A 13,529-nucleotide genomic window follows, 5' to 3' on the forward strand; every position below is an offset into this window, starting at 1 on the left:
CAGCCTGTGACCTCAGGCCGTGGCCTTCAGGGGGAGGAACGATGGCGGACACCTTCGGGCCCGTACGCGGGACGAACGATGCCGACAGCGCTGCCGGTGCGGATGCAGTCGCGGATGACGAGAGTTCCCGCAAGGAGCCCATCAGGGTTCTCGTGGTGGACGACCACGCGCTCTTCCGCAGGGGCCTGGAGATCGTCCTCGCGCAGGAGGAGGACATCCAGGTCGTCGGAGAGGCGGGCGACGGGGCGGAAGCGGTCGACAAGGCGGCGGACCTGCTGCCCGACATCGTGCTGATGGACGTACGGATGCCCAAGCGTGGCGGCATCGAAGCCTGCACCTCCATCAAGGAGGTGGTGCCCAGCGCGAAGATCATCATGCTGACGATCAGCGACGAGGAGGCCGACCTCTACGAGGCGATCAAGGCGGGCGCCACCGGCTACCTGCTCAAGGAGATCTCGACCGACGAGGTCGCCACGGCCATTCGTGCGGTGGCGGACGGCCAGTCACAGATCAGCCCGTCGATGGCGTCCAAACTCCTCACCGAGTTCAAGTCGATGATTCAGCGCACCGACGAACGCCGACTCGTTCCCGCGCCGCGGCTCACCGAGCGGGAGCTGGAAGTACTCAAACTCGTGGCCACCGGCATGAACAACCGCGATATCGCGAAGGAGTTGTTCATTTCCGAGAACACGGTGAAGAACCACGTCCGCAACATCCTGGAGAAGCTCCAACTGCACTCCCGCATGGAAGCCGTGGTCTATGCCATGCGGGAGAAGATCCTCGAGATCCGATAGCGCGCCGGCCGTCCGGGGCCTAAGGGCTGCCCCGTTCCCTGGCGGGCGCACGACGACAGCTACGGCACCTCGCTGCGTTGTCGGAACGCCCGAACACATCCGGTATGCGGACGTCCCTCCGCCCTGCGATGCACCGCATCTGACGCCGCGCGCTGGTCCACCACGGATTACGGAAGGACGCGGGCGATCTCCGCCATGAGCGGCTCACGCAGTTCCGGTGGTTCCACACGCTCCATCCGCACCTCCGTGCAGCCCACCCAGGAAGCTGCCTCCACGAGGGCCTCGGCCATCGGCGCCACGGACTTCCGCCCGTCCAGGGAGACCTGCCGGGCGACCAGGGTGGTCCCTTCCCTGGCCGGGTCGACCCGGCCCCGCAGCCTGCCGCCCGCCAGCAGCGGCATCGCGAAGTAGCCGTGGATCCGCTTGGGCCGGGGGACGTACGCCTCCAGGCGATGGGTGAAGCCGAAGATCCGCTCCGTGCGCGCCCGTTCCCAGATCAATGAGTCGAACGGCGAGAGCAGCGTCGTACGGTGCCGTCCGCGCGGCTCCGACGCCAGGGCCTCAGGATGTGCCCAGGCCGGCTTCGCCCAGCCCCGTACCGAGACCGGGACGAGCCCCGAGTCGGCCACGACGGCGTCGAACTGTTCGGCCCTGAGCCGGTGGTAGTCGGCGATGTCCGTCCGGGTGCCGACGCCCAACGACCGCCCGGCCAGGGCCACCAGCCGGCGCAGGCACTCCGTGTCGTCCAGGTCGTCGTGGAGCACGGAGTCGGGGATCGCGCGCTCGGCCAGGTCGTAGACCCGCTTCCAGCCGCGCCGCTCTGTGCACACCACCTCGCCGTACATCAGCGCGCGCTCGACGGCGACCTTGGAGGCGGACCAGTCCCACCACTCGCCGCCGTTCTTCGCGCCGCCGAGCTCCGTCGCCGTCAGCGGGCCCTCGGCGCGCAACTGCTTGATCACCGTCTCGTACGCCCCGTCGGGCAGGTCGTGGCCCCAGTGCGGCCGGGCCCGGTAGGCGCGGCGGCGGAACGCGAAGTGCGGCCACTCCTCGACCGGCAGGACGCAGGCGGCGTGCGACCAGTACTCGAACGAGCGGCCACCCGACCAGTAGGCCTCGTCGACCGCGCGGCGGCCCAGTGCGCCGAGACGTGCGTACGGTACGAGTTCGTGCGACCTGGCCAGGACCGAGATGGTGTCGAGCTGGACGGCCCCGAGGTGCCGCAGCACTCCCGGGACCCCGCCCCGGCGGTCCGGAGCCCCCAGGAAGCCCTGGGCGCGCAGGGCGATGCGGCGGGCCTGGTCGGCGGAGAGCTCCAGAACGGGCGGCTGCACAGACGTCATGCGTCGAACCCTAGAGCGCACCACTGACATTGATACTCGTAGCGGGTTCATCCGGGGCCGGTCGGTGAGGACGGGTGCCGGGCAGTCCCAGATCGGCAGGGAGCAGCGCGCCGGTCCAGGTGTCGTGAAGGACTCCCTTGTTGAACAGTGCTGCCCGCTGTTCGCCCTCCATACGGAAGCCCGCACGCAGGGCCACCGCCCGGGACGGGGCGTTACCGATCTCCGCCCGCCACTCGAGGCGATCGGCGCCGAGGGTGGTGAACGCCCACCGGGCCGCCGCGAGCACCGCTTCCGTCGTGTAGCCGGAGCCGCGGTGTTCCTCCGCCGTCCAGAAGCCCACCTCGTACGTGCCCGGCACGGCGCGGCGGTGGACACCGAGGGCGCCTACGAGCTCTTCGCCGCCCCGCTGCAGCACCGCGAAGCTGTACATCGTGTCGTCCTGCCAGCCCGCGGGGGAGAGCTTCCCGGTGAAGAGCTCCGCGTCGGCACGGGTGTACGGCGAGGGGACAACAGTCCAGCGCTGGATCTGCCGATCCTGGCAGGCGGTGTACACGGCCTCCGCGTCCTTCGGGGTGAAGGGCCGCATGAGCAGGCGTTCCGTGGTGAGGGTGGTGGGTTCCATAGAGGGATTCTGGTGACGGGGAGCGTGGGAAGCGAGCACTTTTCGGTGCTTCCCGGCACCTTCCGTCCCCTCCGGCCGTTGTCCTGGGAGGGCGCGGCGGGGAGAACGCTGTGGCAGCCCTCCCGAGGTGACGGGGTCCTCGCTTACGATGGCCGTTGCGGTGGGGCCTACCTGCCGTGCCCGCGCCAGAGTCCATCACACGACCCAGTGCCAGGCCCGACCGGCAAGGAGACCAGCCTCAGTGTCCGTCTTCAACAAGCTCATGCGTGCAGGCGAAGGCAAGATCCTGCGCAAACTGCACCGCATCGCGGACCAGGTCAGCTCCATCGAAGAGGACTTCGTCAACCTCTCCGACGCCGAGCTGCGGGCGCTCACCGACGAGTACAAGGAACGGTACGCGGACGGCGAGAGCCTGGACGACCTGCTTCCCGAAGCATTCGCGACGGTCCGTGAGGCCGCGAAGCGCGTCCTCGGACAGCGCCATTACGACGTTCAGATGATGGGCGGTGCCGCCCTGCACCTCGGGTACGTGGCCGAGATGAAGACCGGTGAGGGCAAGACCCTCGTCGGTACCCTGCCCGCGTACCTGAACGCGCTCTCCGGCAAGGGCGTGCACCTGATCACGGTCAACGACTACCTGGCCGAGCGTGACTCCGAGATGATGGGCCGGGTGCACAAGTTCCTCGGTCTCGAGGTCGGCTGCATCAAGGCCAACATGACCCCGGCGCAGCGCCGTGAGCAGTACGCCTGCGACATCACGTACGGCACGAACAACGAGTTCGGCTTCGACTATCTGCGCGACAACATGGCGTGGTCCAAGGACGAGCTCGTCCAGCGCGGCCACAACTTCGCCATCGTCGACGAGGTCGACTCGATCCTCGTCGACGAGGCCCGTACGCCGCTGATCATCTCGGGCCCCGCCGATCAGGCCACCAAGTGGTACGGCGACTTCGCCAAGCTGGTCACGCGTCTCACCCGGGGCGAGGCGGGCAACCCGCTGAAGGGCATCGAGGAGACCGGCGACTACGAGGTCGACGAGAAGAAGCGGACCGTGGCCATCCACGAGTCCGGTGTCGCGAAGGTCGAGGACTGGCTCGGGATCGACAACCTCTACGAGTCGGTGAACACCCCGCTCGTCGGTTACCTGAACAACGCGATCAAGGTCAAGGAACTTTTCAAGAAGGACAAGGACTACGTCGTCATCGACGGCGAAGTCATGATCGTCGACGAGCACACAGGCCGTATCCTCGCCGGCCGCCGTTACAACGAGGGCATGCACCAGGCCATCGAGGCGAAGGAAGGGGTGGACATCAAGGACGAGAACCAGACGCTCGCCACGATCACCCTGCAGAACTTCTTCCGCCTGTACGGCAAGCTCTCCGGCATGACCGGTACGGCGATGACCGAGGCCGCCGAGTTCCACCAGATCTACAAGCTGGGCGTCGTGCCGATCCCGACGAACCGGCCCATGGTCCGCGCGGACCAGTCGGACCTGATCTACCGCACCGAGGTCGCCAAGTTCGCCGCGGTCGTCGACGACATCGCCGAGAAGCACGAGAAGGGGCAGCCGATCCTGGTCGGCACGACCTCGGTCGAGAAGTCCGAGTACCTCTCGCAGCAGCTCTCCAAGCGCGGTGTCCAGCACGAGGTCCTCAACGCCAAGCAGCACGACCGTGAGGCGACGATCGTCGCCCAGGCGGGCCGTAAGGGCGCTGTCACGGTCGCCACGAACATGGCCGGCCGAGGCACCGACATCAAGCTCGGCGGCAACCCGGACGACCTCGCCGAGGCGGAGCTGCGCCAGCGGGGTCTCGACCCCGTGGAGCACGTCGAGCAGTGGGCGGCGGCGCTTCCCGCCGCGCTGGAGAAGGCCGAGCAGGCCGTGAAGGCCGAGTTCGAAGAGGTCAAGGACCTCGGCGGGCTGTACGTGCTGGGTACGGAGCGGCACGAATCGCGGCGTATCGACAACCAGCTGCGCGGCCGTTCCGGCCGTCAGGGTGACCCGGGTGAGTCCCGGTTCTACCTGTCGCTGGGCGACGACCTGATGCGGCTGTTCAAGGCGCAGATGGTCGAGCGCGTCATGTCGATGGCGAACGTTCCCGACGACGTCCCCATCGAGAACAAGATGGTGACCCGGGCGATCGCCTCGGCGCAGTCGCAGGTCGAGCAGCAGAACTTCGAGACGCGTAAGAACGTCCTGAAGTACGACGAGGTGCTCAACCGGCAGCGTGAGGTCATCTACGGCGAGCGCCGCCGTGTCCTGGAGGGTGAGGATCTGCAGGACCAGATCCGCCACTTCATGGACGACACGATCGACGACTACATCCGCCAGGAGACGGCCGAGGGCTTCGCCGAGGAGTGGGACCTCGACCGGCTGTGGGGCGCCTTCAAGCAGCTCTACCCGGTGAAGGTCACGGTCGAGGAGCTCGAGGAGGCCGCCGGTGACCTGGCCGGCGTGACCGCCGACTTCATCGCCGAGTCGGTCAAGGACGACATCCACGAGCAGTACGCGGAGCGCGAGAAGACGCTCGGCTCGGACATCATGCGTGAGCTGGAGCGGCGCGTGGTCCTGTCGGTCCTGGACCGCAAGTGGCGTGAGCACCTCTACGAGATGGACTACCTCCAGGAGGGCATCGGCCTGCGGGCGATGGCGCAGAAGGACCCGCTGGTCGAGTACCAGCGCGAGGGCTTCGACATGTTCAACGCCATGATGGAGGGCATCAAGGAGGAGTCCGTCGGCTACCTGTTCAACCTGGAGGTCCAGGTCGAGCGGCAGGTCGAGGAGGTTCCGGTGCAGGAGGGCGGGGAGCGCCCGTCGCTCGAGAAGCAGGACGCGCCGGTGGCCGCCGCCGCGGGCGGGCGTCCGGAGATCCGGGCCAAGGGGCTGGACGCGCCGCAGCGTCCGGACCGGCTGCACTTCTCCGCTCCCACCGTGGACGGCGAGGGCGGCGTCGTCGAGGGCGACTTCGCCAACGGTGACGGGGCGCGGTCCGAGGCGGACGGCATGACGCGTGCGGAGCGTCGCAAGGCGCAGAAGAGCACGGGCGGGCGGCGTCGCAAGAAGTAGCGCGTCGGTCCGTATGACCAGCGCCCGGCCCGGACACCGAGGGGTGTCCGGGCCGGGCGCGTCACGTGGGCCTCTCCGGGCCCGGAAGCGGGTGGCCGAGCCCTCGGGGTGGTAGGTGCTGCGTCTGGCCCGCTGAGGCCGTTGTACGGCCCGTGTGGGGGTATGCCCTCGATCGCCGGACGGGCCTGATCCCACGGGCGGGGTCGCGGGCAGTGAGGCCGTGTCGCGCGGCCGGTCATCTGACGGCTGGGAGGCGTTCGCCGCCCAGGTCGATCGCGGCGCAGCGCCAGCGGAGGTCGGGGCCCTGCTCCAGGCGGAAGGCCATGGCGCGGACCTGTTCGCCCGCGGCGATGCTGGCGAAGGCCTCGACCACACCGGTGGCCGGCTGCGAGCCGTGGCAGGTGCGTACGACCGGGCGCCTGCAGCCCGCGCCGAGCGGGGCGTCAGGGGCGAGCTCGGCGAGCTGGTCGTAGGCCTCGCCGATCGTGTGGCCGAGCATCCAGTGCACCGGGCGCTGGCCGCTGAGGACGGCGAGCAGGCGTTCGGCGAACCACTGGTGCGGGCGCAGCGGCCGCCGGGGCCGTTGCGCCGGTACGGTGCCCGGCCTGCTGCGATCGCGTCGTCCGGCCGGCCTCGTCCTGTCCGTGCTCATGTTGTTAGCCCCCGTGGCTGATGTGCTGATGTCCGGAGCCCGGTTGAGTACCGGGCGGTAACTTCTGCTGGGGACCTTCTACGGGGCCGGTCACCGGCCCCGCAAGCGGCGTCAAGGGCCCGTCGGTCACGCAGCGGGATCACCTATCCGGGTGACGGGCCCCACGCCGCAAGGGAACGGCGGGGGTGACGGCCGTCGTGGGGTGGACGGCGCCGGGTGGACGGGCAACCCCGATGGGGGACGTCGCACGTATCCTGAGGGCGTCATCGATTACGAAAGCGGTCAGCCATGCGTGTGTACGTCCCCCTGACTCTCTCCGGTCTCGCAGCGGTGCACCGGGCGGGCGAGGTCGGTCCGGGGCCGCTGACCGCCTATGCCGTGACGCCGGGTCTGCGGGAGTGGTACGTCTCCGACGACATCGAGGAGCTGGAGTACGCGGCGCTCAGCCGGGCCGCCTCCGCCTCGCTGCGGTTGATCGCGGGCCGTCCGGAGGAGACCCGGCGCAGGGTCGTCGTCGCCCTCGACGTGCCGGACGGGGCGGCGGTCGCCGATCCGGACCACGGGCTGGACACGTCGTCGCTCGGCGAGGTGCGGATCGCGGACGCGGTGGCGCTGTCGAAGGCCGCCGCGGTCCACGTGGACGTCGACGACGCCGAGAAGGACGTCGCCGCGGCGGCCGAGGCGCTGGGGGCGGCTGACCTGGGCGACGGCGACGCGCAGTTCACCGTGGACGGCGCGGAGGACCACGTGCTGCTGTGGTTCGGGATCCAGGAGATCCCCGGCCTGATCGGCTGAGCGCTGGTCCTCAGCGCTGATCCGGAGCACAGCTCGGCGGAGCGTCCCGGCGGCGGTGGCTGTCGTACCCGGCGAGTATTTTCTCTCCATGGCGACATCCGGGAAGCACCGCACCCATCTGGTCTGGGACTGGAACGGCACCCTGCTCGACGACATCCAAGCGGTCCTCGGGGCGACGAACGCCGCCTTCGCGGAGGTGGACCTGGAGCCGCTCACACTGGAGCAGTACCGCGAGACGTACTGCGTGCCGATACCCACGTTCTACGAGCGGCTCATGGGCAGGCGTCCCACTCCTGCCGAGTGGGAGCGGATGGACGGCCTCTTCCACCGCCACTACACCGAACGGCGGGCGGCCTGCGAGCTGACCGCGGGCGTCGAGGAGTTGCTCGCCCGTTGGCGGACCGGCGGCCGCAGCCAGTCACTGCTGAGCATGTACGGCCATGAGCACCTGGTCCCGGTGGTGCGTGGATACGGCATCGAGCGCCACTTCATACGGGTCGACGGCCGCACCGGACCGTCAGGCGGAAGCAAGGCGCAGCACATGGAGCGCCACTTCGCGGTGCTCGGGGACATCGCTCCCGCATCCGCGGTGGTCATCGGTGACGCGGTGGACGACGCCGTGGCCGCGGCCCACGTGGGTGCGCGCGCCGTGCTCTACACGGGCGGTTCGCACAGCCGCAGCAGTCTCGAGGCGGCCGGGGTGCCTGTGGTGGACACCCTGGCCGAGGCCGTCGCCCTGGCCGAACTGATGACGGACTGACAGGCGAGCCGGTGATTGGCTGAGCGCTTCCGCCCGTATGCGTGTCCTTACCTGCAGAAATGATTCCGGGCGATGTCCAGAGTGTCAAAGTTCGGGGTCTTCTTTTGTACATATGCGGCTCGTGACGGTTGTGGGTGCAGGAGGGATAGCCTGGTGCCGTGATCAGCGCGATACGCCTCGGGGGCAGCGAAGCCCCCGGCCTGCGCCCGGAGTGCCACAGCACCCGGGCGATGCGTGATCTCCGCATCCCGGGACCTCTGCCGAAAATGGCCGATACGGCCCCGGGTCTCCCCAGGCGGCATAGCGTCGACACAGACCGGAAACCCGCGTCGTGGCGGTACGTCGTCTTTCTCACCTACGTCACGCAACGGCGCGCGACAGGAGCCAGAGGACATGCAGACCAAGCTGGACGAAGCCAAGGCCGAGCTGCTCGCACGGGCGGCCCGGGTAGCTGACAACAGTCCGGGCGGTGGTGTCGGCGGCCCGGGAGGTGGCCTCCGGGTGCACCTCGCCGGAGGGACCGGCACCGAAGCGAAGGACGGCACCGAGGCCGAGCGGCCGGGCAGGGACACCCTGCTCGCCTATTTCCAGCGCTACTACCTGCACACCGCTCCGGAGGACATCACCGACCGCGACCCGGTCGACGTCTTCGGGGCCGCCTCCTCGCACTACCGTCTCGCCGAGAACCGTCCGCAGGGCACCGCGAACGTCCGGGTGCACACCCCGACCGTCGAGGAGAACGGCTGGACGAGCAGCCACTCCGTCGTCGAGGTCGTCACCGACGACATGCCCTTCCTGGTCGATTCGGTCACCAACGAGCTGTCCCGGCAGGGCCGCGGCATCCACCTCGTGATCCACCCTCAGGTCGTCGTCCGCCGCGACGTCGCCGGCAAGCTGATCGAGGTCTTCGGCGACGACCCGGCCAGGAGCCCCGGCGCGAAGCGGTCCGGCGGCCGTGAGGCGGCCGGGACCGAGCTGCCGCACGACGCCCTCGTCGAGTCCTGGATCCACGTCGAGATCGACCGGGAGACGGACCGCGCGGACCTGAAGCAGATCACCTCCGATCTGCTGCGTGTCCTGTCCGACGTACGGGAGACCGTCGAGGACTGGGACAAGATGCGCGACGCCGCCCTGCGCATCGCCGACGACCTCCCCTCGGAGCCGCTCGACGAACTGGGGGACGAGGAGGTCGAGGAGGCCCGCGAGCTGCTGCGCTGGCTCGCCGCCGACCACTTCACCTTCCTCGGCTACCGGGAGTACGAACTCCGTGACTCCGACGCGCTGACGGCCGTCCCCGGCACCGGTCTCGGCGTGCTGCGCTCCGATCCGAAGCACAGCGAGGACGAGGCGCACCCGGTGAGCCCGTCCTTCGACCGGCTGCCCGCCGACGCCCGGGCCAAGGCGAGGGAGCACAAGCTCCTCGTCCTGACGAAGGCGAACAGCAGGGCGACCGTGCACCGCCCCAGCTACCTGGACTACGTCGGGGTGAAGAAGTTCGACGCCGACGGCAACGTCGTCGGTGAGCGGCGCTTCCTCGGGCTGTTCTCCTCCGCCGCGTACACCGAGTCGGTGCGCCGGGTGCCCGTGGTGCGCCGCAAGGTCGCCGAGGTGCTCGAGGGCGCGGGCTTCACACCCAACAGCCATGACGGGCGCGACCTGCTCCAGATCCTGGAGACGTACCCGCGCGACGAGCTCTTCCAGACGCCCGTCGACCAGCTGCGTTCCATCGTCACCTCCGTGCTGTACCTCCAGGAGCGCCGCCGGCTGCGGCTCTACCTGCGCCAGGACGAGTACGGGCGCTACTACTCCGCGCTCGTCTACCTGCCGCGTGACCGCTACACCACCGGTGTGAGGCTCCGCCTGATCGACATCCTCAAGGAGGAACTGGGCGGGACCAGTGTCGACTTCACGGCCTGGAACACGGAATCGATCCTCTCCCGGCTGCACTTCGTCGTCCGGGTCCCGTCGGGCACCGAGCTGCCGCACCTCACCGACGCGGACGCGGACCGCATCGAGGCACGCCTCGTCGAGGCCGCCCGCTCCTGGGCCGACGGCTTCCAGGAGGCGCTGAACGCGGAGTGCGGCGAGGAGCGTGCCGCCGAACTGCTGCGCCGCTACGGCCACTCGTTCCCCGAGGGCTACAAGGCGGATCACTCGCCGCGCGCCGCCGTGGCCGACCTGGTCCACCTGGAGGCACTCAAGGGCGAGCCCAGGGACTTCGCGCTCAGCCTGTACGAGCCGGTCGGCGCCGCCCCGGCCGAGCGCCGGTTCAAGATCTACCGGACCGGTGAGCAGGTCTCCCTTTCCGCCGTCCTGCCCGCCCTCCAGCGGCTCGGCGTCGAGGTCGTCGACGAGCGCCCGTACGAGCTGCGCTGCGCCGACCGGACGCACGCTTGGATCTACGACTTCGGACTGCGCCTGCCGAAGAAGGCCACGGGCACCGGCGACTACCTCGCCGACGACGCCCGGGACCGCTTCCAGGAGGCGTTCGCGGCCATCTGGACCGGCGAGGCGGAGAACGACGGCTTCAACTCCCTGGTCCTGCGCGCCGGTCTCGACTGGCGGCAGGCCATGGTGCTGCGCGCCTACGCGAAGTACCTGCGCCAGGCGGGTTCGACCTTCAGCCAGGACTACATGGAGGACACCCTCCGCAACAACGTCCACACGACCCGGCTGCTGGTCTCCCTCTTCGAGGCCCGGATGTCCCCGGCCCGGCAGAAGGCCGGCACGGAGCTGACGGACGGGTTGCTGGAGGAGCTGGACGGAGCCCTCGACCAGGTCGCCTCGCTGGACGAGGACCGGATCCTGCGGTCCTTCCTCACCGTCATCAAGGCCACGCTGCGGACCAACTACTTCCAGCTGGCCGACGACCACGAGCCGCACGGCTACGTCTCGATGAAGTTCGACCCGCAGGCCATCCCCGACCTCCCGGCGCCGCGCCCGGCGTTCGAGATCTGGGTCTACTCGCCGCGCGTCGAGGGTGTCCACCTGCGCTTCGGCAAGGTCGCCCGCGGTGGTCTGCGCTGGTCGGACCGGCGGGAGGACTTCCGTACGGAGATCCTCGGCCTGGTCAAGGCGCAGATGGTCAAGAACACCGTGATCGTGCCGGTGGGTGCCAAGGGCGGGTTCGTCGCCAAGCAGCTGCCGGACCCGGCGGTGGACCGTGACGCCTGGCTCGCCGAGGGCATCGCCTGCTACAAGATCTTCATCTCGGCGCTGCTCGACATCACCGACAACATGGTGACGGGCGAGGTCGTGCACCCCGCGGAGGTCGTCCGCCACGACGAGGACGACACCTACCTCGTCGTCGCCGCCGACAAGGGGACCGCGAGCTTCTCCGACATCGCCAACGACGTCGCCGTCGCGTACGGCTTCTGGCTCGGTGATGCCTTCGCCTCCGGCGGCTCGGCCGGTTACGACCACAAGGGCATGGGCATCACCGCCCGGGGCGCCTGGGAGTCGGTGAAGCGGCACTTCCGTGAGCTGGGCCACGACACCCAGACGGAGGACTTCACCGTCGTCGGCGTCGGCGACATGTCCGGGGACGTCTTCGGTAACGGGATGCTGCTCTCCGAGCACATCCGGCTGGTCGCGGCCTTCGACCACCGGCACATCTTCATCGACCCGAATCCGGATGCCGCGACCTCGTTCGCCGAGCGGCGCCGGCTGTTCGACCTGCCGCGCAGCTCCTGGGCGGACTACGACAAGGACCTGCTCTCCGCGGGCGGCGGCATCCACCCGCGGTCCGCCAAGTCGATCCCGGTCAACGCGCACATCCGCGCGGCGCTCGGCATCGAATCGAAGGTCACGAAGATGACCCCCGCCGAGCTGATGCAGAACATCCTCAAGGCGTCCGTCGACCTCGTGTGGAACGGCGGCATCGGTACGTACATCAAGTCGACGGCCGAATCGAACGCCGATGTCGGCGACAAGGCCAACGACTCGATCCGCGTCAACGGGGCGGACCTGCGGGCCCGCGTCGTCGGTGAGGGCGGCAACCTCGGCGCCACCCAGCTCGGCCGGATCGAGTTCGCCCGGGCGGGTGGCCGGATCAACACCGACGCGATCGACAACAGCGCCGGTGTGGACACCTCCGACCACGAGGTGAACATCAAGATCCTGCTCAACGGTCTGGTGCGGGACGGCGACATGACCGTGAAGCAGCGCAACAAGGTGCTCGCGGAGATGACCGACGAGGTCGGACAGCTCGTCCTGCGCAACAACTACGCGCAGAACGTCGCGCTCTCCAACGCCTGTGCCCAGGCGCCGTCACTCCTCCACGCCCACCAGCGCTTCATGCGCAGGCTCGGCCGTGACGGACACCTGGACCGGGTGCTGGAGTTCCTGCCGAACGACCGCCAGATCCGTGATCTGCTCAACCACGGCAAGGGCCTCAGCCAGCCGGAGCTGGCCGTGCTGCTCGCCTACACCAAGATCACGGCGGCCGAGGAACTGATCTCCACCAGGCTGCCGGACGACGCGCACCTGCAGGAGCTGGTGCACGCCTACTTCCCGAAGCAGCTGAGCGAGCGGTTCCCCGAAGCGGTCGACGGGCACGCACTGCGCCGCGAGATCATCACGACGGTGCTGGTCAACGACACGGTGAACACGGGTGGTTCGACGTTCCTGCACCGGTTGCGCGAGGAGACGGGTGCCTCGCTCGAGGAAATCGTGCGGGCCCAGTTCGCCGCCCGCCAGATCTTCGGCCTCTCCCGGGTGTGGGACGCCGTGGAGGCGCTCGACAACAAGGTGCCCGCCGATGTGCAGACCCGGATCCGGCTGCACTCGCGCCGGCTCGTCGAGCGGGGTTCGCGCTGGCTGCTCGGCAACCGGCCGCAGCCGGTCGCGATCGCGGAGACCATCGAGTTCTTCCGCGACGGCGTCGAACGCGTCTGGAACGAGCTGCCCAAGCTGCTCAGGGGCGCAGACATCGAGTGGTACCAGTCGATTCTCGACGAGCTCACCTCGGCGGGCGTCCCCGACGAGCTGGCGGGACGGGTGGCGGGCTTCTCGTCGGCCTTCCCTGCGCTGGACATCGTCGCGATCGCGGACCGTACGGGCAAGGACCCGCTGGCCGTCGCCGAGGTGTACTACGACCTCGCCGACCGGCTGGGGATCACCCAGCTGATGGACCGGATCATCGAGCTGCCGCGGGCCGACCGCTGGCAGTCAATGGCCCGCGCCTCCATCCGCGAGGACCTGTACGCCGCGCACGCCGCGCTGACGTCGGACGTGCTGTCCGTCGGCAACGGCACGTCGTCGCCCGAGCAGCGGTTCAAGGCCTGGGAGGAGAAGAACGCGGCGATCCTCGCGCGTTCGCGCTCCACGCTGGAGGAGATCCGGAGCTCGGAGTCCTTCGACCTGGCGAACCTGTCGGTGGCGATGCGGACGATGCGGACCCTGCTGCGTACGCACGCCTGACCCGGAGCGGCCGAGCCGGCCGCGACGACACAACCGTCCGCCGGACGGGCCGAGGAGGCCCGTCCGGCGGACGGC

At 69.3% G+C, this 13,529-nt stretch carries 8 protein-coding genes; 5 read left to right on the forward strand and 3 right to left on the reverse strand.

Annotation, left to right across the window (positions count from 1 at the left end; all coding sequences use genetic code 11):
• Positions 1-41: 41 nt before the first annotated feature.
• Positions 42-794, forward strand: a complete 753-nt coding sequence (locus tag ACFYSH_RS18655; protein WP_359471469.1) for a response regulator transcription factor — start codon at positions 42-44, stop codon at positions 792-794.
• 167 nt (positions 795-961) lie between these two features.
• Here ACFYSH_RS18655 and ACFYSH_RS18660 read toward each other — a convergent pair whose 3' ends face one another.
• Both ACFYSH_RS18660 and ACFYSH_RS18665 read right to left on the reverse strand, forming a co-directional pair.
• Positions 962-2,137, reverse strand: coding sequence for a DNA glycosylase AlkZ-like family protein (locus ACFYSH_RS18660; protein ID WP_359471466.1), 1,176 nt, complete (start codon positions 2,135-2,137; stop codon positions 962-964).
• A gap of 10 nt (positions 2,138-2,147) precedes the next feature.
• Positions 2,148-2,759 carry a GNAT family N-acetyltransferase gene (locus ACFYSH_RS18665; protein WP_359471464.1) on the reverse strand — a complete coding sequence of 204 codons (612 nt, stop codon included), beginning with the start codon at positions 2,757-2,759 and terminating at the stop codon, positions 2,148-2,150.
• 241 nt (positions 2,760-3,000) lie between these two features.
• Between ACFYSH_RS18665 and secA the strand changes: the two genes are divergently transcribed.
• Positions 3,001-5,826 carry a preprotein translocase subunit SecA gene (gene secA, locus ACFYSH_RS18670; protein WP_388753693.1) on the forward strand — a complete coding sequence of 942 codons (2,826 nt, stop codon included), beginning with the start codon at positions 3,001-3,003 and terminating at the stop codon, positions 5,824-5,826.
• A gap of 235 nt (positions 5,827-6,061) precedes the next feature.
• Here the strand turns inward: secA and ACFYSH_RS18675 are convergent, their stop codons facing one another.
• Positions 6,062-6,478, reverse strand: a complete 417-nt coding sequence (locus ACFYSH_RS18675; RefSeq protein WP_388753696.1) for an Rv3235 family protein — start codon at positions 6,476-6,478, stop codon at positions 6,062-6,064.
• Between the two features lie 288 nt (positions 6,479-6,766).
• Between ACFYSH_RS18675 and ACFYSH_RS18680 the strand changes: the two genes are divergently transcribed.
• The 3 genes from ACFYSH_RS18680 to ACFYSH_RS18690 all read left to right on the forward strand — a co-directional run bounded on the left by ACFYSH_RS18680 (position 6,767) and on the right by ACFYSH_RS18690 (position 13,454).
• Positions 6,767-7,273, forward strand: coding sequence for a DUF6912 family protein (locus ACFYSH_RS18680; protein WP_388753699.1), 507 nt, complete (start codon positions 6,767-6,769; stop codon positions 7,271-7,273).
• Between the two features lie 88 nt (positions 7,274-7,361).
• Positions 7,362-8,033 (forward strand): HAD family hydrolase, encoded by a 672-nt coding sequence (locus ACFYSH_RS18685; protein WP_359471456.1) that lies wholly within the window; start codon positions 7,362-7,364, stop codon positions 8,031-8,033.
• A 393-nt stretch (positions 8,034-8,426) separates the two neighbouring features.
• Complete coding sequence (locus ACFYSH_RS18690) at positions 8,427-13,454, forward strand: NAD-glutamate dehydrogenase (protein WP_388753702.1); 5,028 nt, start codon at positions 8,427-8,429, stop codon at positions 13,452-13,454.
• The last annotated feature ends 75 nt before the right edge of the window (positions 13,455-13,529 follow it).

Source organism: Streptomyces sp. NPDC005791, assembly GCF_042871485.1.
Lineage (GTDB): Bacteria > Actinomycetota > Actinomycetes > Streptomycetales > Streptomycetaceae > Streptomyces.